Here is a 26,977-nt window from a genome sequence, read left to right as displayed (position 1 = left end):
CAATTCGCCACTAACCTGCCGAAACTGTCAGCGCTGTCAGCTAGGCGTCACGCTGGCGACCCGATCCCGGCGCTATAAGCTTGAGTACAGACATCCGTTTTCTCACCCCCGGCTACGGTGCCCGACCCGATGCGACGTCCGTCCCGCTCTGTGTTTCTTGCCGCCTTGGCGCTCATTGCCCTGATTGGCGCAGGCGGCTGGCTGAGCCAACGCCAATCGGCGCCGGCCGTCCGTGCGCAAACGGCGATTCCAGTGCGGGTGGTCAGCGTCGCCCAGCAAGATGTGCCGCGCTATGCCAGCGCCATTGGCTCGGTGCTGTCATTGCACAGTGTCGAGATTCGGCCACAGGTCGAAGGCGTGCTGACCCAAGTGCTGGTCAAGGAAGGCCAGTGGGTCAAGCAGGGGGACCTGCTCGCCACCCTCGACGATCGGGCTATCCGCGCCAGCCTCGACCAGGCGCGTGCCCAGCTCGGCCAGAGCCAGGCGCAGCTGCAAGTGGCCGAGGTCGATCTTAAGCGCTACAAGCTACTGAGCAGCGACGATGGCGTCTCCAAGCAGACCCTCGACCAGCAACAGGCGCTGGTCAATCAGTTGCAAGCCACCGGTAAGGGCAACCTGGCGGCCATCGCCAATGCCCAGGTGCAGCTTTCTTATACACAGATCCGCTCCCCGGTAACCGGGCGAGTCGGCATACGCAATGTCGACCCCGGCAACCTGGTGCGCACCAGCGATACCCAAAGCCTGTTCAGCGTGACCCAGATCGACCCGATCGGCATCGAGTTCGCCCTGCCCCAGCAGATGCTGCCGACCCTGCAAAGCCTGCTCAAGGCGCCAACCGCAGCTGTGGTCCAGGCCTACCTGGATGCCAACGGCGAAAGCAAACTGCTCGCCGAGGGGCATCTGGCCCTGATCGACAACCAGATCTCGGCCACCACCGGCACGCTGCGGGTCAAGGCCGAATTCGACAACAAGGATGGGCTGCTCTGGCCCGGCCAACTGGTGACGATAAAGCTGCGCACCGCGGTCGACGAAAGCGCGCTGGTGGTACCGCCACCCGTGGTCCAGCGCGGCGTCGACGGCCATTTCGTCTACCGCCTGGACGGCGACAAGGTCACCAGTGTGCCGGTCAAGGTGCTGTTCCAGGACAGCACGCTGAACATCATTGCCGGGGTCAAAGCCGGTGATCGGCTGGTGCTCGATGGTCAGTCGCGGCTCAAGCCGGGGGCTCACGTCGAAGTGCTGAGCGACGCGCCCAACAGTACTGAGATGGCCGATCGCAGGGCGCAACCATGACTACCCGCAACGGTCTTTCCGCCTGGTGCATCGACCACCCAGTCGCCACCCTGCTGCTGACCTTCGCCCTGGTCCTGCTTGGCGCCATCGCTTTCCCACGCTTGCCCGTGGCGCCCTTGCCAGAGGCAGATTTCCCGACCATCCAGGTTACCGCGCAACTGCCCGGCGCCAGCCCGGAAACCATGGCCTCGTCGGTGGCCACGCCGTTGGAAGTACAGTTCAGCGCCATCCCCGGCATGACCCAGATGACCAGCAGCAGCGCGCTGGGCTCGACCAACCTGATCCTGCAATTCACCCTCGACAAGAACATCGACACCGCCGCCCAGGAAGTCCAGGCGGCGATCAACACCGCCACCGCGCGCCTGCCCCAGGACCTGCCCAACCCGCCAACCTGGCGCAAGGTCAACCCGGCCGACAGCCCGGTGCTGGTGCTCACCGTCAGCTCCGCGCAGATGCCCGGCAACGAGCTGAGCGACTACACCGAGACCTTGCTGGCGCGACAGTTGAGCCAGATCGACGGGGTCGGCTTGATCAACATCACCGGCCAACTGCGCCCGGCGATCCGCGTCCAGGCCCAGCCGGAGAAACTCGCCGCCATCGGCCTGACCCTGGCCGACCTGCGCCTGGCTATCCAGCAAACCAGCCTGAACCTGGCCAAGGGCGCGCTGTACGGCGAGCACAGCGTGTCGACCCTGGCCGCCAACGACCAGCTGTTTCATCCCGAGGACTACGCCAAGCTGATCGTCTCCTACCGCGACGGCGCGCCGGTACACCTGTCGGATGTGGCCAAGGTGATCCAGGGCGCGGAAAACGCCTACGTCAAATCCTGGTCTGGCGATCAGCCTGGGCTGAACCTGGTGGTGTTCCGCCAGCCTGGGGCGAACATCGTCGATACCGTCGACCGGGTGCTGGAGGCGCTACCGCGCTTGCAGGAAATGCTCCCGGCCTCGGTCGAGGTATCGGTGCTGCAAGACCGCACCCAGACCATCCGCGCCTCGCTGCATGAGGTGGAGCTGACCTTGATGATCGCGGTGATCCTGGTGATCGGCGTGATGGCGTTGTTCCTGCGCCAGTGGTCGGCGACCTTGGTGGTGTCGAGTGTGCTGGGCGTGTCGCTGATCGCCAGCTGCGCGCTGATGTATATCTTTGGTTTCAGCTTGAACAACCTGACCCTGGTGGCCATCGTCATCTCGGTGGGCTTCGTGGTCGACGATGCGATCGTGGTGGTGGAGAACATCCACCGCCACCTGGAGGCTGGCGACGACAGCCGCACCGCCGCAATAAAAGGCGCCGGCGAGATCGGCTTTACCGTGATATCGATCAGCTTCTCGCTGATCGCCGCATTTATCCCGCTGTTGTTCATGGGCGGTGTGGTTGGGCGGCTGTTCAAGGAGTTCGCCCTCACCGCGACCTCGACCATCCTGATTTCGGTGGTGGTGTCGCTGACCCTGGCGCCGACCCTGTGCGCGCTGTTCATGCGCCGGCCACCCAAGGAGCATCACGATGGCTTTGGCGAGCGCCTGGTGCGCTGGTACGAAAAAGGCCTGAACCGCGCCCTCGCCCATCAACGCCTGACCCTCGGCGTGTTCGGCCTGACCCTGGCGCTGGCGGTGGTCGGCTACGTGGCCATTCCCAAAGGCTTCTTCCCGCTGCAAGACACCGGTTTCATCCTCGGCACCAGCGAGGCAGCGGCCGACGTCTCTTATCCGGCGATGATCGAAAAGCATCAGGCGCTGGCCAAGATCATCGAGGCTGACCCTGCGGTGCGCGCCTTCTCCCACGCGGTGGGGGTCACCGGCAACAACCAGACCATCGCCAACGGCCGCTTTTGGATCGCCCTCAAGCCCCGTGGCGAGCGCGATGTGTCGGCCAGCGAGCTGATCGACCGGCTGCGCCCGCAACTGGCGAAAGTGCCTGGGGTGGTGCTGTACATGCGTGCCGGCCAGGATATCAACCTCAGCTCCGGGCCATCGCGTACCCAGTACCAGTACGTGCTCAAGAGCAATGACGGCGTCGCCCTGAACCTCTGGACCCAGCGCTTGACCGAGCGCCTACGCGAGATCCCGGCGTTTCGTGACCTGTCCAACGACCTGCAGTTGGACGCCAGCGTCACCCGCATCGAGATCGACCGCCAGGCCGCAGCGCGCTTCGGCCTGACCACCACCGATGTCGACCAGGCGCTGTATGACGCCTTCGGCCAGCGGCAGATCAGTGAATTCCAGACCGAGACCAACCAGTACAAGGTGATTCTCGAACTGGATGCCCGCCAGCGGGGCAAGGCCGAGAGCCTCAATTACTTCTACCTGCGCTCACCGCTGACCAACCAAATGGTGCCACTGTCGGCGCTCGCGCATGTCGCCGCGCCGAGCACCGGGCCACTGTCGATCGCCCATGACGGCCTGTTCCCGGCCGCCAACCTGTCGTTCAACCTGGCGCCCGGGGTAGCCCTGGGCGATGCGGTGCGCATCCTCGACCAAACCCAACGCGAACTGGGCATGCCCGACTCGATCGCCGGCAACTTCCAGGGCGCCGCCCAGGCCTTCCAGAGTTCGCTGTCGAGCCAGCCGTGGCTGATCCTCGCTGCGCTGGTGGCGGTGTACATCATTCTCGGCGTGCTCTACGAGAGCTTCGTCCACCCGCTGACCATCATCTCCACCCTGCCCTCGGCCGGCCTGGGGGCGTTGATCCTGCTGTGGGCGATGGGCCAGGACTTCAGCATCATGGGCCTGATCGGCGTGGTGCTGCTGATAGGCATCGTCAAGAAGAACGGCATCCTGTTGATCGACTTCGCCCTGGAGGCGCAGCGCAAGCAAGGCCTGACCCCGGAGCAGGCGATCCATCAAGCGTGCTTGACGCGTTTTCGGCCGATCATCATGACCACCCTGGCCGCCTTGCTCGGCGCAGTCCCGCTGATGTTCGGCTTTGGCACTGGCGCTGAACTGCGCCAGCCGCTGGGCATTGCGGTGGTCGGTGGGCTGGTGGTGAGCCAGGCGCTGACGCTGTTCACCACCCCGGTCATATACTTGGCCCTGGAGCGTCTGTTCCATCGCCGCCAGGCCGCCACCGCGGCCGCGCCGAACGCCAGTTGAGACAAGAGCATGCGTGTACTGATCATCGAAGACGAAGAGAAAACCGCCGACTACCTGCATCGCGGCTTGAGCGAACAGGGCTTTACCGTCGACCTGGCCCGTGACGGCATCGACGGCCTGCACCTGGCCCTGGAAGGCGACTACGCGGTGATCGTCCTCGACGTCATGCTGCCCGGCCTGGATGGTTACGGCGTGCTGCGCGCATTGCGTGCCCGCAAGCAGACGCCGGTGATCATGCTGACCGCCCGCGAGCGCGTCGAAGACCGCATCCACGGCCTGCGCGAAGGCGCCGACGACTACCTGGGCAAGCCGTTTTCGTTCCTTGAGCTGGTCGCGCGCCTGCAAGCACTGACGCGCCGCAGCAGCAACCATGAGCCCTTGCAGGTGCAAGTTGGCGACTTGTGGATCGACCTGATCAGTCGCAAGGCCAGCCGCGCCGGGCAGCGGCTGGAGCTGACCGCCAAGGAGTTCTCGCTGCTCAGCGTGCTGGCCCGCCGCCAGGGTGAAATCCTCTCCAAGACCGCCATCGCCGAGCTGGTCTGGGACATCAATTTCGACAGCGACGCCAATGTCGTCGAAGTGGCCATCAAACGCCTACGGGCCAAACTCGACGGGCCGTTCGACAACAAGCTGCTGCATACCATTCGAGGCATGGGCTATGTCCTGGAAAACCGTGCCGGCTAACTCCATCGCCCTGCGCCTGGCGGCGCTGTTTTTGCTGGTGGCGATGGGCGTGTTCCTGCTGATCGGCACTGCCCTGTACCGCCAGGTCGACCACAGCCTGGACATGCTCCCGGCGGCCGAGCTGGATGCGCGCTTCAGCGTGCTGGAGTCGACCCTCAATCGCTTCGGCACCCGCGAGCACTGGGTGAAGATTCACAACAAGCTCAACCTGCTGAGCGAAGAAGACCGGCGCATTCGCTTCTGGGTGGTGAGCAGCGATCCGGCCTACGAGTATGGCAAGCCGACCGAGCAGGTCCGCGCCTTCGCCGAGGGTGCGCAGGGCATGCGCGATCTGCGCCTGGCCGACAGCCCCTATCCGTACAAAGTGCTGGTCAGCGATCTGCCGGCCCTGGGTGAGCGGCCAGCCCTGCGCTTCATGATCGGCATCGATACCGAAACCTTCTGGCAGGCCCAGCACAGCCTGCTGGTGGCCATCGTGGGCCTGGCCGTACTCGGCGTGCTGCTGGCCGCGGTGCTCGGCTACTGGGTGGCGCGGATCGGCCTGCGACCGTTACTGGCGCTGTCCAATGAAGCGCAAGCCTTGGCCCCACCGCGCCTGGACGGACGCCTGCAAACCCACGACCTGGCACCTGAGCTGGCGCAATTCGCTGGCGCCTTCAACGCAGCGCTGGACCGGGTCAGCCTGGCCTACTCGCGCCTGGAGGCGTTCAACGCCGATGTCGCCCACGAACTGCGCTCGCCGCTGACCAACCTGATCGGCCAGACCCAGGTGGCACTGACCCGTGGACGCAGCGCCGAACACTACTTCGAGGTCCTGCAATCGAACCTTGAAGAGCTTGAACGACTGCGCAGCATCATCAACGACATGCTGTTTCTGGCCAGCGCCGACCAGGGCAGCAAGGCCACCGCGCTGACCCAGGCGTCACTGGCCGAAGAAGTCGCCACCACCCTCGACTACCTGGACTACATCCTCGAAGACGCCCAGGTGAAGGTCAGTGTCAGCGGCGATGCGCTGGCGCCGATCGAGAAAGCCCAACTGCGCCGGGCACTGATCAACCTGCTCAACAATGCCGTGCAGCACACCGCGCCCCAGCAAATCATCGCGGTGCACATCGAGGCGGGGCCAGAGCATGTCAGCATCGCTGTGAGCAACCCTGGCCCCGCCATTGCCGACGAGCACCTGGCGCTGTTGTTCGAACGCTTCTACCGGGTCGATGCTGCGCGCACCAATACCGGCAGTGGCAACCATGGTTTGGGCCTGGCAATCGTCAAAGCCATCGCCTTGATGCACGGCGGCAGTGTCTTCGTGCGCAGCGAAGCCGGCGCCAACACCTTCGGTATTCGTCTGCCGAGCGCTCAAGTCCGCGGGTTTGCGCCGCAGAACTGAGGAGTTCGCGACATATCCTTACCTTTTGCGCAATAGTGCTTATCCATCTTTGCGCTGTTTCCACGGCGTGATTGGTACTAACTTAGCCCCTGTCTTAATTATCACTTGCCCCGCAAGAAGGTTGTTCCAAATGTCCAACAGTATGGGTGTTGCCAGCGTATTCGTTCTGTCTTCCCTGTTGTTGTCGCCCCTGGCCATGGCTGAAGAATCGCCGGCCTTCGTCGCCCGAAACGCAGAACTTGCCGCGGTTCATCAAGAAGCTCGCCAGAGCTATGCCGCGCAACAGGAAGACGCTGCCAAAGACGCTCAGCAGACCGCTTCCAAAGTCGTCACCGACGACAACGCCGATAGCTGATCAATCCTGTTCCAACGCTCCTTTTTCCCTTGGCTAGTGCATGGCCGCCCAGCGCGCCAATATGTTAGCCTCTTAAAGCCGCTGCCAATCAGCGGCTTTTTTTATGTGTCGAATAATTCAGCCTGACTGTTACGTATATCAATAAGAAGACTTGCAATTGCGACAATAAAAACTGCCCACCGTCAGACCAAAGGAGCTCTTACCGGTGACTTCCGCGTTCCGTTTTACCCCGCTGTTCATTGCATTCACCGCAACGATGCCACTCATGGCACAGGCCGACGAACAAGCCAAGGCTGAAGGCTTTATCGAAGGCTCGTCGCTGAACCTGCATTTTCGCAACGCCTACTTCAATCGCAACAACCTCAACACCGGCGTGCGTGACAACCGCGAATGGGGCCAGGGCTTCGTCGCCCGCTTCGAGTCCGGTTACACCCCCGGCACTGTAGGCTTCGGCCTCGATGCCCACGCCATGCTGGGTTTGAAACTCGATGGCGGTGGCGGCCATGCTGGCACCAGCATCCTGCCCTCGCACTTCAAGAACGAAGACGAACTGGGCGCCGCGCCGCACTCTTTCTCCACCGCTGGGGCGGCGGTCAAGCTCAAGGCATTCGACACCGAGCTCAAGGCCGGTGACCTGTTCCTCACCAACCCGGTGATTGCCGGCGGTGAGACGCGCATGCTGCCGCAGACCTTCCGCGGCGTCAGCCTGACCAACACCAGTGTCGACGGCCTGCTGCTCGAAGGCGGCCAGGTGAGCTTCACCAAACCGTACAACCAGAGCGGCCATCGGCGTATCGACACCTACTACGGTGCTCTGCAGGACAACCGCGACAGCGATCACCTGAGCTGGGCGGGTGCATCGTGGAGCGGCACCGAGAACATCACCACCAACCTGTATGCCGCCGAGCTGAAGGACATCTGGAACCAGTACTACGTCGACTTCGACTACACCTACGTGGTCAATGACCTGGTCAGTCTCAACCCTGGTGTGCACTTCTATCACACCCAGGACACCGGCCAGGCGCTGCTGGGCGACATCGACAACAACACCTTCAGCCTGCACTTCACGGTCAATGCCGGTTACCACAGCATCACCGCCGCCTATCAGCGGGTCAATGGCGACACCCCGTTCGACTACATCAACCTGGGCGACAGCGTGTACCTGGACAACTCGCGGATGTACTCCGACTTCAACGCGCCGAACGAGCGTTCGTGGAAGCTGCAGTACGACTATGACTTCGCAGGTTTGGGCATTCCTGGCCTGAGCTCGTCGCTGTCGTATTCGCGCGGTGAGGCCGACCTGACCAAGGCTGACCAGAACCGCACCTACTACGACTACTACAACCCGGCCGGCAAGCACGCCACCCACTGGGAACGTGACCTGGACGTGAAGTATGTGTTCCAGGAAGGCAACCTGAAGGATCTGTCGGTGCTGCTGCGCTATGCCAGCCATCGGGCCAATCAGGCGTATGCGTCCGAGCAGGACAATGACGAGATTCGGCTGATCGTCGATTATCCGTTGAACGTATTCTGATCCTGTAATCGCGGGGCAAGCCCGCTCCCACGCTAGCCATTCTAGGGGCAGCGTGGGCGCGGGCTTGCCCGCGACGAAGAGAAGTTGCCCCTCATTCCGTCGGACAGCCAGATAAAATCTTGTCCGACAATATCCACTTGCCTAAACTACCGCCGCCGCTTAATGGCCCTACCCTCAAGGACATGAGGGGCTTATGCAGTTGCGAGTATGACGTTGCCCACCCGATCACCGCGCGCCGCCCTGTACAAGACCCACCCCGAACTGATCCTCAATCTGGGCAGTTGCCTCGCCGTGCTCGCCATTGTGGCCATCGTCAGCTATCTGCTGGCGCGCGAGCGAGACAGCGTCGAGCAATCGGCGATTCGCTCATCGAGCAACATCGTCCAGCTGATCGAGAGCGATATCCTGCGCAATGTCGAGCTCTACGATCAGTCGCTCCAAGGGCTGATCTGGGCGGTCGGGCGCAAGGAGCTGCCACAAGTCCCCGACCAATTGCGCCAACGCCTGCTGTTCAATGAAGCCTTCGTCGATCGTCGCCGCGGCGATGTACTGTGGCTCGACGCCCAAGGCAATGTGGTCGGTGACTCCACCAGCATGCTGCCGCGCAAGGCTAATTTCGCCGATACCGGGGTGTTTCAGGCGCATTTGAACAACGCCAATTTGGGCCTGCTGGTCGGCCCGCCTTTCAAGGCGAAGCTGGGCGACCTGGACTGGTGTATCAGCTTCAGTCGACGGATCAGTGGCCCGCAGGGTGAGTTTCTCGGACTGGCCGCAGGCGCCTTGCGCCTGTCCTACTTCAACGAGCTGTTCCAACGCTTGGACATTGGCAAGGACAGCAGCATCAACCTGTTCAACACCCAGGGGCAGTTATTGGCTCGCCAGCCATCCCGGCCGCAAGATCCTATGATCGGTGCCGATTACAGCAAGCGGGCCAACTTCCAACGTATTCTCAATGAGCGCAGCGGTAGCTTCAGCGCCAGGTCAGCCTTGTCTGACAAGCAACGCATGTACACCTTCGCCAGGGTTGCCGACCTGCCACTGATCGTGCTGGTCGCGCACGCCTCCGATGAAGTCTTCGAATCGTGGCGGCGCACGGCAATCGTGGTCAGCGTGGCCACCGGCGTGCTGTGCATAGGCATTCTCTGGCTGACCCTGCTGCTGGGCCGCGAGCTACGTCGCCGGCATGATGCCGAGCAAAGCCTGGCCACCCTGGCCGCGACTGACAGCCTCACCGGCTTGGCCAACCGCCGCCGTCTGGATCAGGTGTTGCGTCTGGAATGGGCACGGGCGCAGCGCAACCGCCGGCCACTGGCGATCCTGATGGTCGATATCGATCACTTCAAGGCATTCAACCAGCGCCACGGCCATGCCGGTGGCGATCATGCCTTGCGCGAAGTGGCCAAGACCATCGAACGCGCTATCCGCCGCCCGGCAGACCTGGCAGCGCGCTATGGGGGAGAGGAATTTCAGGTGGTGCTGCCGGAGACCGAACTGGCTGGCGCACTGATGCTGGCTGAACGGATTCGTGCCGACGTCCAAGCGCTGCCGCTATTTGGCGAGGACAGCCTGCCAATAACCGTCAGTATCGGCATCGGCCTGTACATCCCCGGCACCCAGCAAGACTTGTCAAGGCTGCTGGGTGCGGCGGACGAAGCCCTGTACCGGGCCAAGGCTGCTGGCCGTAACCGGGTAGCAGGGCCGCTCGATTAAGAGCGAGCGCGCGCGGCGTTACGCAGTGCTTTGACCTGGTCGTGGTTACGCTGCACACCCTGCAGCTGTTTCTCCACCAGGCTATAGGTCGGATCGCTGACGCTGCGGCCAAGCTTGACCAGCTTCTCACGGGCTTCCTTGTAGGCTTTGAGCGCATGGTCTTCGCCGCGCTCCACCTCATTGAGCACCGCTTCCTCATCCTTACCGGTCACCAGCGACTTGAGGTTGACCCAGCCCCGGTGCAGATCACCGCTGATGCTGGTCGAGGTTTCCGGATCGCCACCCAGGCGACGCACTTCGCTCTGCAGTTCGGCGGCAGCGCTGGAGCACTCACTGGCGCGCTGGACGAAGAATGACTTCAGCTCGGGGTTCTTCACGTCTTCGGCGGACGTTTTGAAGCCCTTCTCGCCATCCTTGCTGTATTCGATCAGGTCGTTGAGAACGTCGATCACGTCTTTGTTTGGATTGCTCATGACTCAAACTCCTTGGCAGATGGAAGTCCCTAGATACAGAGCAGCCTTCGTGCCAAGCCTTTAGTTTTCAATAAAGACAATAAAATCAGTTAGTTATGAAGTTGATAGGAAGGCATGCAATCGGCTTTCTGCATGATCTGCGCTTGGGCGCTCGTGCAGATTGCAGTATGGTCGGCGCTTTGCTATCGACAGGCGTGACGATGAAACCTGAATCGCTGCAACTGCTGGTCACCCGGACCATGCCCTTTGGCAAGTATCAGGGCCGACTGATTGCCGACCTGCCCGGCGACTACCTGGGCTGGTTTGCGCGCAAGGGTTTTCCGCCAGGGGAATTGGGCTCGCTATTGGCGCTGATGCATGAGATCGATCATAACGGCCTGGGTGAGTTGCTGGTGCCGTTGCGGCGCAAGCAAGGACGCTAACCTGCGCCTGTACTGACGCCATCGCGGGGCAAGCCCGCTCCCACGAGTCACCGCCAGCCGCAAGAGCAGCGCGGTATCTGTGGGAGCGGGCTTGCCCCGCGATGGCGCCAACACATTCAGCCCTTGACCGGCGCCACAGCCAATTCAACCTGCTCACTGCGCTTGATCAGCGCATACACCACCGCCGTCAACACGCTGCCAGCGACGATCGCCAGCAGGTACAACAGCGCATGGTTGATCGCATTGGGGATCAACAACACAAACAGCCCACCATGCGGCGCCATCAGCTTGCAGCCGAAATACATCGACAACGCCCCGGTCAGCGCACCACCGGCAATACTTGCCGGAATCACCCGCAGCGGGTCTTTGGCGGCAAACGGAATCGCCCCTTCGGAAATGAAGCACAGCCCCAGCGCCAACGCCGCCTTGCCCGCCTCGCGCTCACTCTGGGCGAACTTGCTGCGGGCGATCAAGCTGGCCAGGCCCAAGCCAATCGGCGGCACCATGCCCGCGGCCATGGTCGCCGCCATCGGCGCGTAGCTGTGGGTCGATAGCAAGCCGACCGAGAAGGCATACGCGGCCTTGTTGATCGGCCCGCCCAAGTCCACGCACATCATCCCGCCGAGCAGTAGCCCGAGCAGAATCGCGTTGGTCGTACCCATGGTGTCGAGGAACTGGGTCAGGGCAGCGAGCATGGCTGCCACCGGCTGGCCGACCACGTAGATCATCACCAGGCCCGTGAACAAGCTGGCCAACAGCGGGATGATCAGGATCGGCTTGAGCGCATCCAGGCTGCTGGGCAGGCGTACCCAACGGCTGATCGCCTTGGCGCTGTAGCCGGCCAGGAAACCGGCGACGATGCCGCCGATGAAGCCTGCGCCGAGCAGGGTCGCAAGCATGCCGCCGATCATCCCGGGGGCCAGGCCTGGGCGGTCAGCGATGGACCAGGCGATATAGCCGGCCAGCAGCGGCACCATCAACTTGAAGGCCGCTTCGCCACCGATCTGCATCAATGCCGCGGGCAAGGTGCCGGGCACTTCGTGGGCGTTGATCCCCCACACGTAGGACAGTGCGATCAACAAACCGCCTGCCACCACCATCGGCAACATGAATGACACACCGGTCAGCAGGTGCTTGTAGACGCCGGCCTTCTCGGCTTTTTTCGACGCCTCGCTGGCAGCATCGGCGGTGCTCTCGACCTTGCCTTCGAGCAAGGCCTTGTCGAGCGTCGCTTGCGCCTGCTTGAGGGCAATCCCAGTGCCGCAGCGATAGATCCGTTTGCCAGCAAAGCGGGCCGTCGGCACTTCGATATCTGCGGCCAGCAACACTACGTCTGCCTCGGCAATCGCCGCTACTGGCAGTGGATTGCGCGCACCGACCGAGCCCTGGGTTTCCACAGTGATCTGGTAGCCCAGTTGCTGCGCGGCCTTTTGCAACGCCTCGGCAGCCATGAAGGTATGGGCGACCCCGGTCGGACAGGCGGTCACCGCGACGATACGCGGCACACCAATGGACGCTGACGCCGCGACTGGCACGGGCGATGTCTGCGCCTGTACTTGAGCCTGGGCCGCAGCCTCATCAAGAAAACTTTCTCGGTCAGCCAGGGCCTGGGCGGGTGTGCTTTGGTACAGACGCTTGCCGGCAAAACGCGACAAGTCGACCGGACCCGTGCTGATCACCAGCACCCAGTCGGCTTCAGCGATCTGCGCTGCGCTCAAGCGCCGTTCAGGGTGCTCGGCATCCTCTACCTCGACGCTGGTGCTCCAACCCCGACGCTGGGCAGCAGCCGCCAGCAGGCGTGCGCTGAGCACGCTGGACACCTGGCCGTTTGGGCAGGCGGTGACAATGGCGATGTTCATCGGCAACCCTCTTGTTGTTCTGTCAGTTGCACGGCGGCTTCAAGGCGCGCCAGCTGCTCGCGATCAGCAATACCGAAGCCGACCTGGGTTACCGCTTGGGCGGCGATGGCGGTGGCGCGGCGCAAGGTCAGGGCGGGGGCCTCTGCCTGCAGCAAACCATGCACCATGCCAGCCACCAGCGAGTCACCCGCGCCAACCGTACTGGCCACGCGCACCTTAGGCGGCTGGGCGTGCAGGGCCAGGCCATGGGTGAACCAACTCACGCCCTGCTCGCCCTGGGACACCACCACATGCTCGACACCACTGGCCAACAGCCGCTCGGCAGCCGCTCGCTGTTCGGCTTGGGTGTGCACGGCAACGTCGAGCACTTCGCCCAACTCTTCGGTGTTGGGCTTGACCAGCCAAGGGCCGGCTTGAAGGCCAACCCGCAGGGCTTCGCCGCTGGTGTCCAGGGCCACTTTCAAACCTTGCGCTTTAAGCAGTACCAGCAACTCGTGCAGCCACTGCGGGTCGATCCCGCGCGGCAGGCTGCCGGCTACCACCACTGCATCATGGCCGGCCGCGACCTGTTCCAGACGCCGCAACAGGGCGGTGCGCGACGCTTCGTCGACCTGCGGCCCCTGACCATTGATATCGGTCACACGTCCATCGGCCTCGACCAGTTTGATGTTGCTGCGCGTCTCGCCCGCGACCCGCACGAAGCAGTCGGCAAAACCGCGCCAGTCGATCAGCGCTTCGAACGGCTGCAGGTTGTCCCGTCCTAGAAAGCCACCGACGGTAACCCTGTGGCCCAGGTCAGCCAGTACCTGGGCCACGTTCAGGCCCTTGCCGGCGGCGTGGCTGTGCTGGGTCTGGCTGCGATTGACATGCCCTGGGCGCAAGCTGTCGAGGCTGACGGTGATGTCCAGCGCGGGGTTGAGGGTCAGGGTGAGGATCTTGGCCATCAGTAACGCTCCACCAGCGCCCGCACGGCGGCGGCGCTGTCTTGTTGCAGGGCCTCGCACGCCAAGGCGCGGGCCGTCTGGTAATCGGCCTGGCGCACCAGTGCCTTGACTTCGGCGACGCTGCGACTGGCCACGCTCAGCTCATCGACCTCAAGGCCGAGCAACAGCGCCACCGCCTGCGGGTCAGCGGCCAACTCGCCACACACGCCCACCCACTTGCCCTCGGCATGGGCAGCGCGCACGGTCATGTCGATCAAGCGCAGCACCGCCGGGTGCAGGCCATCGGCCTGGGCCGAGAGGCTTGGATGACCGCGGTCGATGGCCAAGGTGTATTGGGTCAGGTCGTTGGTGCCGATGCTGAAGAAGTCCACCTCGCGCGCCAGCTGGGGCGCCAACAACGCCGCCGACGGCACCTCGACCATGATCCCCAGTTGCAGGTCGCTGACCGGGATCTCCTCCAGCAAGCGCTCGACCATCGCCCTGGCCTCGCGCCATTCATGGATCTGCCCAACCATCGGGAACATGATTCGCAGCGGCCGCCCCTCGGCCGAGCGCAGCAGCGCGCGCAGCTGGTCCTCCATCACCTGCGGCCGCTGCAGGGTGAGCCGCACCCCGCGCACGCCGAGGAAGGGGTTTTCTTCGGCCGCGATCGGCCAGTACGGCAGGGGTTTGTCGCCGCCCACATCCAGGGTACGCACTACCAAAGGGCGCCCACCCAGGCCATCAAGCACGCGTCGGTACTCAGCTTCCTGGGTCGCGACGTCGGGTGCCTGGGAGTGCGCCATGAAGATCAATTCGGTGCGCAACAGGCCGATGCCTTCGGCGCCCTGTTCGACCACCTTGTCGATGCCGCTGCTTTCACCGATGTTGGCAAACACTTCGATGGCATGGCCATCACGGGTGATCGCCGGTTCATGACGATTGGCCCAGGCAGCCTGCAGACGTTGCTCGCGCAGATCGCGTTCGGCCAAGGCGCGGTGCAGCTCATCGGCGGGCGGCGCGACAGTGACCCGGCCACGCAGGCCATCGAGCAGCAGTGGCGTACCGGCTTCGAGCAAGAGGATCGCCGCACCAGCACCAACCACCGCCGGGATACCCAACGCCCGCGCAACGATGGCGCTGTGGGCGGTGGCGCCACCGTGGGCGGTGACGATCCCTGCGACCCGGGCCGGGTCCAGGCGGGCCACGTCGGACGGGCCGACCTCGGCCATGACCAATACGTAGGGTTGCTCGGGTTCTGCGGTTTGTTGCACGCCGCACAATTGCGCCAGCACCCGTCGGCCAACGTCGCGCAGATCGGCCGCGCGCTCGGCGAGCAAGGCATCGTGCAAGGCCTCCTGCTGCCGTGCAGCGGCCTCGATCACCGCCATCCAGGCTGCTGCCGCGCTTTCGCCCTTGGCCAACCGCTGATCGACGTCATCGCTCAAGGCGGGGTCAGCGAGCATTTCCTGATGGGTGACGAAGATCTCGCCGATGGCCTTGTCGCTTCGCTGCACCAGGGTGTGCAAATCCGCGTTGACCGCCTCCAGCGCCTGGCGCAGTTTGCTGCGTTCCTGCGCCGGCGACTCACCGCGTAATGGGTAGTCGATTTCACGCTCGACGCAGACATGGGCCGGGCCGCAGGCGATCCCAGGTGCCGCTGCCACACCTTGAACCAGGCTGCCCGGCTGCGGCGCGACAAGGGCTCGTTCGTTTACCGCAGCGGCTGGCTGGGCAATTTCCGGCAACGGCTCAACCTCTTCGCCCAAGCCCTGCTCGATGGCCGCCAGCAGTGCCGGCAAGGCATCAGCGGCAATGCTCGGCTCAGCGATCAGTTCCAGCGTCTGCCCGCGCCGCGCACCGAGGCCGAGCAGCTTGCTCAGGCTCTTGACCGACACCGCGGGCTGGGCGCTGTCGAGCAGGCGGATGCGTACTTCACCGGCAAAACCTTTAGCCAACTGCGCCAGCACCTTGGCCGGGCGCGCGTGCAAACCATGCGGGTTGGCCAGCACGATGCGGGCGCTGGGCCAGTCGACTGGCGCCTCGCCGCCGAGCACTTCAAGCACCGCTCTGCTGCTGGTGGCCTGGTACAGCGTTTGCCCGCGGCCTTCGATCAACACCTCGCACAACCGCTCAAGCAATGCCTGATGGGCCGCGCCCAGGCTGGCCAGGCAGAACAGGCCATTGAGCGGTTGCTCGCGATAGCGCAGTGGCTGCTGCGGGGTAATGAAGGCCAGGCCGGGCTGACGCACCTGACGCTCGCTATGCAGCCACCACAAACCCTCGCCCAACGGCAGCGGCTCGGCCTGCTGCAGCACGGCGGCAAAGCCGCTATCGACGCAGCCGGCGCGTTGCAACAGGCGTGCGCCGCGCCAGGCCAGCTCATCGAAATCTTCGGCGGGCAGGTTCAGCCCAACCAATTGCGCATCCAGCGCCAGCTCCTGCGGCGCACCCTGCAACAACTTGAGCAGGGCGTCGGCGGAGCTGGCCCGGCGCAGCGCCTCGGCGAGGTCGGTTTCGCCCAGCGCGCGGGTCAGCAACTGAAGCAGGCGCAGGTGCTCATCGGAACGGGCGGCGATGGCAATCGCCAGGTAGACCACCTGCCCATCGCCCCAGTCGACGCCCTCGGGAAACTGCATCAGGCGCACACCGGTGGCGAACACCTGGTCGCGGGTCTGCGGCGTGCCATGGGGGATGGCGATGCCCTGGCCGAGGAAGGTCGAGCCTTGCGCCTCGCGCGCCTGCAAGCCCTCAAGGTATCCCTCGGCGACCAGGCCATCCTCGACCAGACAACGGGCCAGCAGGCGCAGCGCCTCGCCCTTGTCGGCAGCCGACTGGCCCATGGCTATCTGCTCTTTGGCGAGCTCGAGCATGACCTTCTCCTTTTGCAGCCCCGAAATGGGTACTGAGGTATTGTTGTGAAATTCACTCTATCAACCGGTTCACGGGTCAGGCGCAGGCGGCAACCACGGCAGTCAAATTGCCTGCTGAAACGATTAATCTGACCATGTGGCCACGTTACTCGATAATCTGCCGACTAAAAAGCCCCATCCTGTCGGACAATTGCGACAATGGTCGTCTGCGCGCGAGCCTGGCCATGGGGGAAACTATCCGGTCAAGCTCTACAGCCAGTCCCGGTAATAACAAGGAAAATTCGGTGAAACTCAGCGATATCGCCCGTCTGGCCGGTGTGTCAGTGACCACCGCCAGCTACGTCATCAATGGCAAGGCCGAACAGCAGCGCATCAGCAACAGCACGGTCGAGCGTGTGCGTGCGGTGGTCGAGGCCCATGGCTTCACGCCCAACCCCCAGGCCGCTGGCCTGCGCAGCCGGCACACACGCACCCTGGGCTTCATTCTCCCGGATCTGGAGAACCCCAGCTACGCCCGCATCGCCAAACAGCTCGAACAAGGCGCGCGCGCCCGTGGCTATCAACTGCTGATTGCCAGCAGCGACGACCAACCCGACAGCGAGCGGCAGTTGCAGCAGCTGTTCCGCGCCCGGCGTTGCGATGCGCTGTTCGTCGCCAGCTGCCTGCCGCCGGAAGATGACAGCTATCGCGAACTGCAAGACAAAGGCCTGCCCGTGATCGCCATCGACCGGCGCCTGGACCCAGCGCATTTCTGCTCGGTGATCAGCGACGACCGTGATGCCAGCCAGCAGTTGGCGCACAGCCTGCTCGCCACCCGCCCACGCAGCATCGCCCTGATCGGTGCACGCCCGGAATTGTCGGTCAGCCAGGCGCGCGCAGGCGGCTTCGACCAGGCGCTGGAGCAGTTCAATGGCGACGTGCGGCGCTACCAGGGCGAGGCGTTCAGCCGTGACTGTGGCCAGCGCCTGATGCAGCAGCTGATCAGTGACCTGGGCGGCCTGCCGGATGCCCTGGTGACCACCTCGTACGTGCTGCTGCAAGGGGTGTTCGACACCTTGCAAACGCGCCCGGCCGACTCGCGTCAACTGCAGTTGGGCACCTTTGGCGACAACCAGTTGCTGGACTTCCTGCCGCTGCCGGTCAACGCCATGGCCCAGCAACATGGCCTGATCGCCGCCACGGCCCTGGAACTGGCCCTGGCCGCGATCGAAGAAAAACGCTACGAACCCGGCGTACACGCGGTGGCGCGTACCTTCAAGCAACGTATCCAGCCGGCCTGAACATGCGCCTGATCGACACCCACACCCACCTGGACTTCGCCGACTTCGACGACGACCGCCAGCAACTGCTGGACAATGCCCAGGCCCGAGGGGTCGAGCGCATGGTGGTGCTGGGGGTGTATCAGGACAATCTGCAACGCGTTTGGGATCTGGCCTGTGCCGATCCCCGCGTGGTTGCCGCGCTCGGCCTGCATCCGGTGTACCTGGAGCAGCATCGGCCAGAGCACCTGCAGCAACTGCGCGACTGGCTCGAACGCCTGCGCGGTGATCCGCGGTTGTGCGCTGTTGGCGAGTTCGGCCTGGATTACTACCTGCCTGAACTGGACCAAGCGCGCCAGCAAGCGCTGTTCGAGGCCCAGCTGCAAATGGCCTGCGACTTCGCACTGCCCTCGCTGCTGCATGTGCGCCGCAGCCACGCGCAGGTGATCGCTACCCTCAAACGTTACAAGCCAGCGCGGGCCGGGATCATCCATGCGTTTGCGGGTAGCTATGAAGAGGCGCGCGAGTACATCAAGCTTGGCTTCAAGCTGGGGCTTGGCGGCGCCGCAACCTGGCCGCAGGCATTGCGCCTGCGTAAAACAGTGGCGCGCTTGCCGCTGGAGAGCGTGGTACTGGAAACCGATTCGCCGGATATGGCGCCCGCGATGTTTGCCGGGCAGCGCAACAGCCCAGAGCATTTGCCCCAGATTGCCCAAGTGCTGGCGGGGCTGATGGGGGTTGAGGTTGAGCGCTTGGCTGAGGTCAGTAGCCGCAATGCCTGTGAGTTGTTTGGTTGGTAATACTGGCCTCATCGCGGGGCAATCCCGCTCCCACGTTGCATCCGCGATGAGGCCTGCCGATCAAACCCTGAAGGCGCCGATCAAGCGCTTGAGCTCGGTCACCTGCCCGGACAACGCCCGGCTGGCATCCTCGGTCTGACAAGCCCCTTGCGTGGTGTCCTGGGCTGCGCGATTGATCGCCACGATGTTCTGGTCGATGTCATGCGCCACCGCAGTCTGCTGCTCGACCGCCGCCGCAATTTGCTGGTTCTGCTCGACGATCCCGCCCACCGCGGCGAGGATATTGCCCAGTGCCTGCTGCACTTGGCGGGCTTCGTCGACCGTGCCCGCGGCCATCTGATGGCTGCTGCCCATGGCCTTGACCGCCGCACCGACACCCTCCTGCAAGCGCTGGATCATCTGGGCGATTTCTTCGGTTGAGTCTTGGGTGCGCTTGGCCAAGGTGCGCACTTCATCGGCCACCACCGCAAAGCCCCTGCCCTGCTCGCCCGCTCGCGCCGCCTCGATGGCAGCGTTGAGCGCCAGCAGGTTGGTCTGCTCGGCAATGCTGCGAATCACAGCCAGCACGCCGCCAATCGCCTGGCTGTCGCCGGCCAGCTGATTGACCGTCACCACGCTTTGGTCGATCTCCCCGGCCAGGCGGGCGATGCTGTCTTGTTGGTGCTCGACCAGGCCACGGCCGGTGGCGCTTTCACGGTTGACCTGTTGTGCTCCCTCGGCAGCCAACGCCGCGCTGCGGGCGACTTCCAGGGCGGTGGCGCTCATTTGATTCATGGCCGTGGCGACCTGCTCGATCTGCTCGCGCTGGCCACTCACCGCCTGGTTGCTGCGCACCGACACCGCCAGTACCTGCCCGGCCTGCGCCTCGACTGTAGTGACGGTATGGCCGACCTGGCCAATCAGCTCGCGAATCCTGCGCACGGTCTCATTGAAGGCACTGCCCAGCTCACCCAGCTCATCGCGGCTGCGCGCCTGGTAGCTCACGGTCATGTCGCCGGCGGCGACTTTATCCATGGCCGCGCCCAACCCGCGCAGGGTCTGACGGGTAGATACGTAAAAGCCGCTGTAGAGGTAGATGATCAGTGCGAACACCGTGGCCAGGGCGGCGATCAGGGCGATCATGCGCTGGCGGTGTTCGGCCAGGCGCTCTTGCAATTGCACCTGTAGCTGGGCCAACACCGCATCATTGAGGCGATAGGTTTGGCCCATCAGCTCGCTGACCTCTTGATAGAACGCCGGCCACGGCGCATCCAGGGTTTCGGCCACCACCACCTGGTCTTCGAACAGTGTCGCCGCCTGCTTGACGGTCGCCTGACTCGCCAGGGCAGCAGCACTGAGCATGGCCTTGGCCTGGGAATCACTGGCCAGGGCATCGTCCAGGCGGATGGCATAGTCAGCGCCCAGCCGCTCCAGGCGTTGCAGCAAGTCTTCAAACCGCGCACTGCCTGCCGAGTCGATGAACCCTCGGCCTAACGCAACGGCGCCCATCGCTCGCCCCTCACCCAGGGTTTGCGTGACCTGGGCCGTCGCGGTGCCAAGCACTTCGGTCAACTGGCGCACCGAGGCCTGGCTGTCCTGGCTCAGGCCCGCCTGGGCAGCCACCAACTTGGCCAGGACCTGGGCTTGGCCCAACAGCTTGTCGAACAACGCCACCTTGTTCTGCAACGAAGATTCATCGCGCGCACGGGTAAACGCCTCACTCAGCTCCGCACGCTTGTCTTCCAACAGCGGATCACTGGACTGCAAGGCCTGCAACTGGGCCGCAAGCTTGTCCTCCAGTGCCTTAATGCGTTGCTCGACATCGCCGGCCTGCCCCGACTGGCCAAGCACAGCGTTAATTTGCAGAAGGTTGCCAAGGGTTTCCAGATCGGCTCGCAGCACCAGGCTACCGGCCAGTGGGCCAAGGCCTTGCAGTTCTACGTGGGTGGCGTGGTATTGGCGGTAGGCGTCGCGCACCAGATAGAAACTGGTGACCAGCATGGGCAGGAAGAACAAGATGCTGATCAGGCTGAACTTCAGGCCGAAGCTCAGCCGATTCATGAGTGCGATGGCCGGATAGAGCAAGCGCTGCACAGGTCACCTCCTTGGATTATTGTTGTTCTGCGGTGTGGCACGTGGCCATTAATAGCGCAGATCCAATCCAAGGTTTGTAACTTATGGTTAAGCGCCAGCTTAGCTGTTGGCCTCACCTTCGCTATCGTGAGGCAAGCCCGCTGCCACGCTAGCGAGCATCACCGGGCCTGATCAGACCAAGACCGTCCACAGCGCAAAACCCGCATACCACAGCACCGCCGAGCGCAGCAGCAGCTCCCACAGGCTATCCAGACGCGCCAGCCCGCGCTGACTGTCTTCTTGCTCTGGAATGTCATCCGCCACCCGGCCAACCCGAGCGATCAGGTGGCCGGCGCTGATCCGCCAGTTGAGCAGTTCGTGCAGCATCACGCGCATTACCGCCACGAAGTTACCCACCAGGGCGAAGCTTAGGGCCAAGACCCGCACTGGCAACCAGTCCATGACATGGCGCAGCTGTTCGGCCTTGGCCTTGAGCGGTGGTTGACCGCTATATTCGGCGCACAGCACCACTAACCGATAAGCCAGCGCCGCGCCTGGGCCGAGCAGGAAGTACCAGAAGATCACGGCAAAGAAGCTCTGGTAAGCCTGCCACAGCAGATAGCCTTGAACCCGGATCAGCAGGCTTTGCGGATCATCCGCCGCCAGCCCCAGGTCGCGTTCGGCTACATGCAGCGCGGCCTGGTCATCGCCACGTCGCCAGGCGTCGCGAAACGGCCCGAGCGCGGCCTTGGCATCGCCGCGGCCGAGGCTATAGATCAGTACCAACAGGTGTACCGGCAGCGCCAGCAGGCCATAGGCCACCGGCTCCAGCACGTACAGCAGCAACACCAGCAGCGCTACCGGCGCCAACACCAGGATCGCCAGGCTCCACCACGGGTGCACTTTGCCGCTGCGCTCCAGGCGCGCCAGCTCAGTGAGGAAGAAACCATCACGCTGCAACCGCTGACGCAGGGCAGAGAACTTCTCGACCCACAGCACCAGCACCAACACCAGAAAACTCATGGATTTACCTCGTTGTCCTGCAAATCGACGCGATAGCGATGCCAGTCAAAAGCTGGGCCGGGGTCGGTTTTGCGCCCCGGGGCGATCTCGTCGTGACCACGAATACGGGCTGGCCCGATGACCGGCCAGGCCCCGCGAATCTCTTGGGTGAGCTGTACCAGGGTGGCGTACTGGGCATCGGTGTAAGGCAACTCGTCGGTCCCCTCCAGTTCGATGCCAATCGAGAAATCGTTACACCCTTCACGGCCCTCGAAGCGCGATACCCCGGCATGCCAGGCACGGTCGAGCAGCGACACGAACTGAGTCACCGCGCCATCGCGCTCGACGAACAGGTGCGCCGATACCGTGAGCTGGCAGATGTCTTGAAAGTAGGGGTGCTCGGCAGGGTCTAGCTGGTTCTGGAAAAATTGCTGGACCTTGCCGGTGCCGAAACAGGCAGGCGGCAGGCTGATGTTGTGGATAACCAGCAGGGAGATCGCCTCGCCCTCAGGGCGGCTATTGAAGTTGGGCGAGGGGCAGTGGGTAACGCCGGAAAACCAGCCTGTCGCACGGTCCAATTGCATTGAGCAGATCCTGTAGATCACCAGGTATAGGGCACCCAGTATGCCCCCTGACAATCGCGCTTGCATGTAAATGATTGTGCTGCGGCCACGCCTTCAGCGCGCCTGCTGGCTGCGCAGATGGCTGAGCACCGCGTCCAACGCGCGCTCGAACAGCAGGCCATCATCGATCAGGCGCACTTCGCCTCGGCGCAGCGCCTGGGCCAGGCTGCTGCTGTTCCATTCGCGCACTTTCATGCCGGTACGATTGGCAAACACCAGGCGATCGCTGCTGTCGATCCGGGCAACCAGCTTGCAGCGCAGTGGCTCATCGTCATCGAGCACTTCAACCCAGTTGCCGACGCGAAGACGCTCAACCAGTTGCTTCTCTGCCTCTTGCTGCTCAGGCTGCAACACCCCAGCACAGGCCGACTCGTCGGCAATCGCCAAGACAATTTCATCCGCCACCAGTACGTGGTCGGCTGCCGGTGTTCGAGCCTCCTGCGATTCGGTACAGGCGTGCAGGTGCAATTGTTCCAGTTGCAGGAAAAACTCCCGCGCCGCCGCTGAGTCCAGGGCCACACTGGCCAAGCCTTCGCGCAGCGCCTTGAGCAGCCCCGGCACCTGCTGAAGCAATCGCTGACAGGCCTGCTCGCCCTGGTGCGGGGCGATGCTGGCGAGCAAATCATCCATGGTCTGCAGCCCGTCAAGCCAAGCGCTACCCGCTTCGCCCTGCTTGAGCCAGGCCAACAGCAAAACCTGGCTCCAGGACTGCACCAGCATCTGCACCACCACCTGCGGCAGCACGCGGCCGTGCAGGCGCACATTCAGTGCCTGCTGCACCTGCTGACGGGCCTGCAAGGTACGGGCACGGCCTTCTTCAGCATCGCGGGTGCGTTGCTCGAGCAGCTCGTTGCGACGCCGCTCATCCTGATTGAACGCGAGGAAATCCTCGAGCAGCTCGGCAAACAGCCGTGGATCCTCGTTGAAGTCATTGAGCAAGCGCTGGACGATCCGTTCGACCCGCAACTGCAGGCTGTCTCGTGGACCCTGTGGGTCAGCTTCCCAACCAATCGCAGCGGCGGCGATTTCATTGAGCAGGCGTCGGGCCGGATGATTGGCGCGGCTGAACAGGCCTTTGTCGAGCAGCGCCACCTTGAGCAGCGGTATGTGCAGGCGGCCAATCAGGGCGCGTAAATTGACCGGCAAATTGGCATCGGCCTGGATGAAATCGAACAGCAGACCGACCAGATTGATCAGGTCTTCATCGGCGCTGGAGATGCGCCGACGGCTGCCGCTGCGTACGCTGACCCGCAGCAGCAACTGCTCAAGCTGCTGGCCCAGATGGAAGTCATCCGGCTCACCGGTGGCCGGCACATAATTTTGCAGGTGCGACAGCAGGCGCAACAGATCGGCCGTGCTGATGGGCTGGGCGGCAGCCAGGCTTTGCAACCGCGGTGCGACGCGGCCTCGCACTGGCGCCAGGAGCGCTTGCAGCGAGGCGAAGTAGGCTTGGCCTGCGCTATCGGCATCAGTTTCGGCGCCAGCTGCCAGACAATCTGGGACACATCGGTCAGCCAGGCGTCGGTCTTCTGCGCGGCGACGCGGCGCAGCCTTGAGCTCCGGCAAGACACCGCCAGCGGCGAGCAGCTGATTGGCCTCGCCGTACAACAGGTCAAGGTCGCGCAGCACGTAGCGCTCGAACAGTTTGAGCAAGATCAGTTTGACCTTGGGGCCTACTCCCAGGCTGCGCCCGGCGTCGAGAAAGTACCCACACAAGGCTTCAGGCCCCAACGGATTACGCGGCTCATCCAGTGCCTGATCAAGTAACGCCTGAAAGCGCAGGCCCAGCTGGCCGAGGGCAAAGCCCTCGCGCGACAACACCCGGTCGAGCATGGTTTGAATAGCCGCAGCGCGCTCAAGCTGCAGCGTGTTGCGCAAGAACTCGCTAACGCCAAGATAGGGCAAAGGGTCGGCTTGGCCCATCTGGGCAAATGCCTGATAAAAACTGTCGAGGAATGCGCGTTCGATGCTCTTGCGCTTGAGGCGTAGATCGCGCATGGCTTCGAAATAAAGGTTCTGATCGCAACGTTCGACGGCCTTGTCGGCCATTTCGAACAGCGTATCGTCAGCATTGTCGAACAACGCCTGCAGACCCTGGCGCAGGTGCAGCGCGGCCTTGTCGCGCACCTGGAGTAACAGGATGGGAAGACAGGGCAAGGGCGCACGCACGCCTTTGTCGATGGCCGCCGCCAGGGGCACCACCTTGCCTTCTTTATGCATCCCATACTCCTTGCAGGAAAATCGTCAAAGTCATGACGCCAAATACTGGGCGCTATTATCGACAAAAAATCTTACAGCTACCAGCGCGCTCTACCCCCAGCCCGGTAAATGACCGCAATTTGCCCAGATTGCTCATCCGCCCTGACCAAAGGTCAGGCTGCGGACGGCTGTACACACCAGCCCCCTGCCCTATAATCGCCGGCATCTAGCTTGTGGAGCCGACCATGCCGAACCTACGCCTTGCCGACCTGACTGCCGAAATCGAAGCCAACGTGCGTCGCGCACTGCTCGAAGACATTGGCAGCGGCGACATTACCGCCCAGCTGATCCCGGCGGAGCGCCTGGCCAAGGCGACCATCATCACCCGCGAGGACTGCACGATCGCCGGCACCGCATGGGTCGATGCGGTATTTCGTCAGCTCGATCCGCGGGTGGCGGTGCATTGGCAGGTAGCCGATGGCGAGCAGGCCAAGGCCAATCAGCCCTTGTTCCATCTCGAAGGCCCGGCGCGCTCGCTGCTCAGCGGCGAACGGTCGGCGTTGAATTTTTTGCAGATGCTTTCGGGTGTCGCGACACGAGCGCGGTTTTTGGCGGGCTTGGTCGAGGGTACCCAGGTGCGCCTGCTCGATACCCGCAAGACCCTGCCTGGCCTGCGTCTGGCACAGAAGTACGCAGTGACCTGCGGCGGCTGCGATAACCACCGCATCGGCTTGTACGACGCCTTCCTGATCAAGGAAAACCATATCGCCGCCAGTGGTGGGGTGGCCGAGGCCGTGGCGGCGGCGCAGCGCATCGCCCCAGGCAAGCCGGTAGAGATCGAGGTGGAAAGCCTGGATGAGCTGCGTCAGGCGCTGGCGGCCGGTGCCGACATCGTCATGCTCGATGAGCTGAGCCTGGATGAAATGCGAGAAGCCGTGCGCATCAATGCCGGCAAGGCCAAGCTCGAGGCCAGCGGCGGGGTCAACGAGAGCACCCTGCGGGTGATTGCCGAGACGGGTGTGGACTACATCTCGATTGGCGCTATGACCAAAGATGTAAAGGCGGTGGACCTGTCGATGCGACTTAGCCTGTGAAATGCATCGCGGGGCAAGCCCGCTCCCACGCGTATACATGACCACGTGGGAGATTCTAGGGTTATGGGCAAGCCAAACTCATAGACCCGTCGATGCGCCTCAGCCTGTGAAATGCATCGCGGGGCAAGCCCGCTCCCACGCGTATACATGACCACGTGGGAGCGGGCTTGCCCCGCGATAGCGCCAGGCCGGCCGCCAATGGCTTTGGCTGACCAGCCCAGCGTTGTGCATCAGATGCCTTAGAACGAAGCGTTAGCCAGCCCGTCCAGGTAACGCTCGACATCCAGTGCCGCCATGCAGCCAGCGCCGGCCGAGGTAATTGCCTGGCGATAAACGTGGTCTGCCACGTCGCCCGCGGCGAACACACCTTCAACGTTGGTCGCGGTAGCGTTGCCTTCACGGCCGCCATTGACCACCAGGTAGCCGTCCTTGAGGGTCAGCTGGCCTTCGAACAGCGAGGTGTTCGGGGTGTGGCCGATGGCGATGAACACGCCGTCAACCTTGATCTCGTCGCTGCTGCCGTCGTTGTTCTTCAGACGCGCACCGGTAACGCCCATGTTGTCGCCGAGTACTTCGTCCAGGGTGGCGTTGAGCTTGAGCTCGATCTTGCCTTCGGCCACACGGGCGTTGAGCTTGTCGACCAGGATCTTCTCGGCGCGGAAGGTTTCGCGGCGGTGCACCAGGGTGACCTTGCTGGCGATGTTGGCCAGGTACAGGGCTTCTTCGACAGCGGTGTTACCACCACCCACCACAGCGACCGGCTTGTTGCGATAGAAGAAGCCATCGCAAGTAGCGCAGGCAGAAACGCCCTTGCCCATGAAGGTTTCTTCCGACGGCAGGCCCAGGTAGCGAGCGCTGGCACCGGTGGCGACGATCAGTGCGTCACAGGTGTAGGTGCCGCTGTCGCCTTGCAGGGTGAACGGCTTGTTGGCGAGGTCTACGGCGTTGATGTGATCGAAGACGATCTCGGTCTCGAAACGCTCGGCGTGCTCCTGCATGCGCTGCATCAGGGCTGGGCCCGTCAGGCCATGGGGGTCGCCCGGCCAGTTGTCGACTTCAGTGGTGGTGGTCAGCTGACCGCCAGCCTGCATGCCAGTGATCAGCAGCGGCTTGAGGTTGGCGCGTGCGGCATACACCGCGGCGCTGTAACCGGCAGGGCCGGAACCGAGGATGATCACGCGCGAATGACGTACTTCAGACATGTCGAACTCCTGTCGAGCGGGCCGCACGGGGTCGGCATCTATGTACCGGCGGCGGCAGCTGGAATAAAAAGGACCCACGCAGCACTTGGGGAAGGCTACAACGCGCAGGTCCGAAAACCGAAAGTTGAGCGCACTGTAGCGAGG

The 26,977-nt window shown here is 63.5% G+C and carries 20 protein-coding genes and 1 pseudogene; 11 read left to right on the top strand and 10 right to left on the bottom strand.

Features of this window, described 5'->3' with window-relative positions; translation table 11 throughout:
• The first annotated feature begins 129 nt into the window (after positions 1–129).
• The 7 genes from HU737_RS00905 (at position 130) to HU737_RS00875 (ending at position 10,052) form a co-directional block, all read left to right on the top strand.
• Complete coding sequence (locus tag HU737_RS00905) at positions 130–1,293, top strand: efflux RND transporter periplasmic adaptor subunit (protein ID WP_186554131.1); 1,164 nt, start codon at positions 130–132, stop codon at positions 1,291–1,293.
• Positions 1,290–4,382: a multidrug efflux RND transporter permease subunit gene (locus HU737_RS00900; RefSeq protein ID WP_186554132.1), complete on the top strand. Its 3,093-nt coding sequence runs from the start codon at positions 1,290–1,292 to the stop codon at positions 4,380–4,382. Before HU737_RS00905 ends, HU737_RS00900 begins: the two co-directional genes overlap by 4 nt.
• 9 nt (positions 4,383–4,391) lie before the next feature.
• Positions 4,392–5,066, top strand: a complete 675-nt coding sequence (locus HU737_RS00895) for a heavy metal response regulator transcription factor (RefSeq protein ID WP_186554133.1) — start codon at positions 4,392–4,394, stop codon at positions 5,064–5,066.
• Positions 5,041–6,453 carry a heavy metal sensor histidine kinase gene (locus tag HU737_RS00890; RefSeq protein WP_186554134.1) on the top strand — a complete coding sequence of 471 codons (1,413 nt, stop codon included), beginning with the start codon at positions 5,041–5,043 and terminating at the stop codon, positions 6,451–6,453. Before HU737_RS00895 ends, HU737_RS00890 begins: the two co-directional genes overlap by 26 nt.
• Before the next feature lie 130 nt (positions 6,454–6,583).
• A complete protein-coding gene (locus HU737_RS00885; protein ID WP_186554135.1) occupies positions 6,584–6,808 on the top strand; it encodes a hypothetical protein in 225 nt (74 codons plus the stop codon).
• A 205-nt stretch (positions 6,809–7,013) separates the two neighbouring features.
• Positions 7,014–8,342 carry an OprD family porin gene (locus HU737_RS00880; protein WP_186554136.1) on the top strand — a complete coding sequence of 443 codons (1,329 nt, stop codon included), beginning with the start codon at positions 7,014–7,016 and terminating at the stop codon, positions 8,340–8,342.
• 213 nt (positions 8,343–8,555) lie between these two features.
• Positions 8,556–10,052, top strand: a complete 1,497-nt coding sequence (locus HU737_RS00875; protein WP_186554299.1) for a sensor domain-containing diguanylate cyclase — start codon at positions 8,556–8,558, stop codon at positions 10,050–10,052.
• Here HU737_RS00875 and HU737_RS00870 read toward each other — a convergent pair.
• Positions 10,049–10,525, bottom strand: a complete 477-nt coding sequence (locus tag HU737_RS00870) for a ferritin-like domain-containing protein (protein WP_186554137.1) — start codon at positions 10,523–10,525, stop codon at positions 10,049–10,051. The two genes, HU737_RS00875 and HU737_RS00870, sit on opposite strands and share 4 nt — an antisense overlap.
• A gap of 200 nt (positions 10,526–10,725) precedes the next feature.
• On the opposite strand from HU737_RS00870, the gene HU737_RS00865 reads away from it, so the two are divergent.
• A complete protein-coding gene (locus HU737_RS00865) occupies positions 10,726–10,947 on the top strand; it encodes a DUF3820 family protein (protein ID WP_186554138.1) in 222 nt (73 codons plus the stop codon).
• Positions 10,948–11,063: 116 nt separating this feature from the next.
• Here the strand turns inward: HU737_RS00865 and HU737_RS00860 are convergent, their stop codons facing one another.
• Genes HU737_RS00860 through ptsP form a run of 3 tightly spaced genes read right to left on the bottom strand, consistent with a single transcriptional unit; the run spans position 11,064 to position 16,602 of the window.
• A complete protein-coding gene (locus HU737_RS00860; protein WP_186554139.1) occupies positions 11,064–12,806 on the bottom strand; it encodes a PTS fructose-like transporter subunit IIB in 1,743 nt (580 codons plus the stop codon).
• Positions 12,803–13,750: a 1-phosphofructokinase gene (gene pfkB, locus HU737_RS00855; protein WP_186554140.1), complete on the bottom strand. Its 948-nt coding sequence runs from the start codon at positions 13,748–13,750 to the stop codon at positions 12,803–12,805. Before pfkB ends, HU737_RS00860 begins: the two co-directional genes overlap by 4 nt.
• The gene (ptsP, locus tag HU737_RS00850; RefSeq protein WP_186554141.1) at positions 13,750–16,602 is read right to left on the bottom strand and encodes a phosphoenolpyruvate--protein phosphotransferase; all 2,853 of its coding nucleotides are present in this window, start codon (positions 16,600–16,602) and stop codon (positions 13,750–13,752) included. The genes pfkB and ptsP overlap by 1 nt, the downstream gene beginning before the upstream one ends.
• 284 nt (positions 16,603–16,886) lie before the next feature.
• Between ptsP and cra the strand changes: the two genes are divergently transcribed.
• Entirely contained in the window at positions 16,887–17,882 is a 996-nt protein-coding gene (cra, locus tag HU737_RS00845) for a catabolite repressor/activator (protein ID WP_186554142.1), read from the top strand.
• 2 nt (positions 17,883–17,884) lie between these two features.
• Positions 17,885–18,661 carry a TatD family hydrolase gene (locus HU737_RS00840; protein ID WP_186554143.1) on the top strand — a complete coding sequence of 259 codons (777 nt, stop codon included), beginning with the start codon at positions 17,885–17,887 and terminating at the stop codon, positions 18,659–18,661.
• Between the two features lie 60 nt (positions 18,662–18,721).
• Here the strand turns inward: HU737_RS00840 and HU737_RS26500 are convergent, their stop codons facing one another.
• The 5 genes and pseudogenes from HU737_RS26500 to HU737_RS00820 form a co-directional block, all read right to left on the bottom strand.
• Entirely contained in the window at positions 18,722–19,426 is a 705-nt protein-coding gene (locus HU737_RS26500) for a methyl-accepting chemotaxis protein (RefSeq protein ID WP_404690440.1), read from the bottom strand.
• 150 nt (positions 19,427–19,576) lie between these two features.
• A pseudogene (locus HU737_RS26495) lies at positions 19,577–19,783 on the bottom strand (HAMP domain-containing protein); the annotation flags it as partial.
• A 1,122-nt stretch (positions 19,784–20,905) separates the two neighbouring features.
• Positions 20,906–21,736: a regulatory signaling modulator protein AmpE gene (gene ampE / locus HU737_RS00830; RefSeq protein WP_186554145.1), complete on the bottom strand. Its 831-nt coding sequence runs from the start codon at positions 21,734–21,736 to the stop codon at positions 20,906–20,908.
• The gene (gene ampD, locus HU737_RS00825) at positions 21,733–22,299 is read right to left on the bottom strand and encodes a 1,6-anhydro-N-acetylmuramyl-L-alanine amidase AmpD (RefSeq protein WP_186554146.1); all 567 of its coding nucleotides are present in this window, start codon (positions 22,297–22,299) and stop codon (positions 21,733–21,735) included. The genes ampE and ampD overlap by 4 nt, the downstream gene beginning before the upstream one ends.
• A 93-nt stretch (positions 22,300–22,392) precedes the next feature.
• The gene (locus tag HU737_RS00820; protein ID WP_186554147.1) at positions 22,393–24,558 is read right to left on the bottom strand and encodes a DUF1631 domain-containing protein; all 2,166 of its coding nucleotides are present in this window, start codon (positions 24,556–24,558) and stop codon (positions 22,393–22,395) included.
• Between the two features lie 224 nt (positions 24,559–24,782).
• On the opposite strand from HU737_RS00820, the gene nadC reads away from it, so the two are divergent.
• The gene (nadC, locus tag HU737_RS00815; protein ID WP_186554148.1) at positions 24,783–25,631 is read left to right on the top strand and encodes a carboxylating nicotinate-nucleotide diphosphorylase; all 849 of its coding nucleotides are present in this window, start codon (positions 24,783–24,785) and stop codon (positions 25,629–25,631) included.
• 239 nt (positions 25,632–25,870) lie between these two features.
• Here the strand turns inward: nadC and trxB are convergent, their stop codons facing one another.
• Complete coding sequence (trxB, locus tag HU737_RS00810; protein WP_033701267.1) at positions 25,871–26,833, bottom strand: thioredoxin-disulfide reductase; 963 nt, start codon at positions 26,831–26,833, stop codon at positions 25,871–25,873.
• Between the last annotated feature and the right edge of the window lie 144 nt (positions 26,834–26,977).

The sequence above is a fragment of the Pseudomonas urmiensis genome (assembly GCF_014268815.2).
In the GTDB taxonomy this organism is placed as follows: domain Bacteria; phylum Pseudomonadota; class Gammaproteobacteria; order Pseudomonadales; family Pseudomonadaceae; genus Aquipseudomonas; species Aquipseudomonas urmiensis.
The sequence above is the reverse complement of the archived record's forward strand: the minus strand, read 5'-3'. Positions and strand labels throughout refer to the sequence as shown.

Excerpts from the sequence above, each read along its gene's own strand:
- HU737_RS00865 (WP_186554138.1), top strand. The coding sequence starts at position 10,726 with ATGAAACCTGAATCGCTGCAACTGCTGGTCACCCGGACCATGCCCTTT.
- HU737_RS00870 (WP_186554137.1), bottom strand. The coding sequence starts at position 10,525 with ATGAGCAATCCAAACAAAGACGTGATCGACGTTCTCAACGACCTGATC.
- HU737_RS00905 (WP_186554131.1), top strand. The coding sequence starts at position 130 with ATGCGACGTCCGTCCCGCTCTGTGTTTCTTGCCGCCTTGGCGCTCATT.
- pfkB (WP_186554140.1), bottom strand. The coding sequence starts at position 13,750 with ATGGCCAAGATCCTCACCCTGACCCTCAACCCCGCGCTGGACATCACC.
- ampE (WP_186554145.1), bottom strand. The coding sequence starts at position 21,736 with ATGAGTTTTCTGGTGTTGGTGCTGGTGCTGTGGGTCGAGAAGTTCTCT.
- trxB (WP_033701267.1), bottom strand. The coding sequence starts at position 26,833 with ATGTCTGAAGTACGTCATTCGCGCGTGATCATCCTCGGTTCCGGCCCT.
- HU737_RS00895 (WP_186554133.1), top strand. The coding sequence starts at position 4,392 with ATGCGTGTACTGATCATCGAAGACGAAGAGAAAACCGCCGACTACCTG.
- ampD (WP_186554146.1), bottom strand. The coding sequence starts at position 22,299 with ATGCAATTGGACCGTGCGACAGGCTGGTTTTCCGGCGTTACCCACTGC.
- HU737_RS00900 (WP_186554132.1), top strand. The coding sequence starts at position 1,290 with ATGACTACCCGCAACGGTCTTTCCGCCTGGTGCATCGACCACCCAGTC.
- HU737_RS26500 (WP_404690440.1), bottom strand. The coding sequence starts at position 19,426 with ATGAGCGCCACCGCCCTGGAAGTCGCCCGCAGCGCGGCGTTGGCTGCC.
- HU737_RS00820 (WP_186554147.1), bottom strand. The coding sequence starts at position 24,558 with ATGCATAAAGAAGGCAAGGTGGTGCCCCTGGCGGCGGCCATCGACAAA.
- ptsP (WP_186554141.1), bottom strand. The coding sequence starts at position 16,602 with ATGCTCGAGCTCGCCAAAGAGCAGATAGCCATGGGCCAGTCGGCTGCC.
- HU737_RS00885 (WP_186554135.1), top strand. The coding sequence starts at position 6,584 with ATGTCCAACAGTATGGGTGTTGCCAGCGTATTCGTTCTGTCTTCCCTG.
- HU737_RS00860 (WP_186554139.1), bottom strand. The coding sequence starts at position 12,806 with ATGAACATCGCCATTGTCACCGCCTGCCCAAACGGCCAGGTGTCCAGC.
- HU737_RS00840 (WP_186554143.1), top strand. The coding sequence starts at position 17,885 with ATGCGCCTGATCGACACCCACACCCACCTGGACTTCGCCGACTTCGAC.
- HU737_RS00890 (WP_186554134.1), top strand. The coding sequence starts at position 5,041 with ATGTCCTGGAAAACCGTGCCGGCTAACTCCATCGCCCTGCGCCTGGCG.
- nadC (WP_186554148.1), top strand. The coding sequence starts at position 24,783 with ATGCCGAACCTACGCCTTGCCGACCTGACTGCCGAAATCGAAGCCAAC.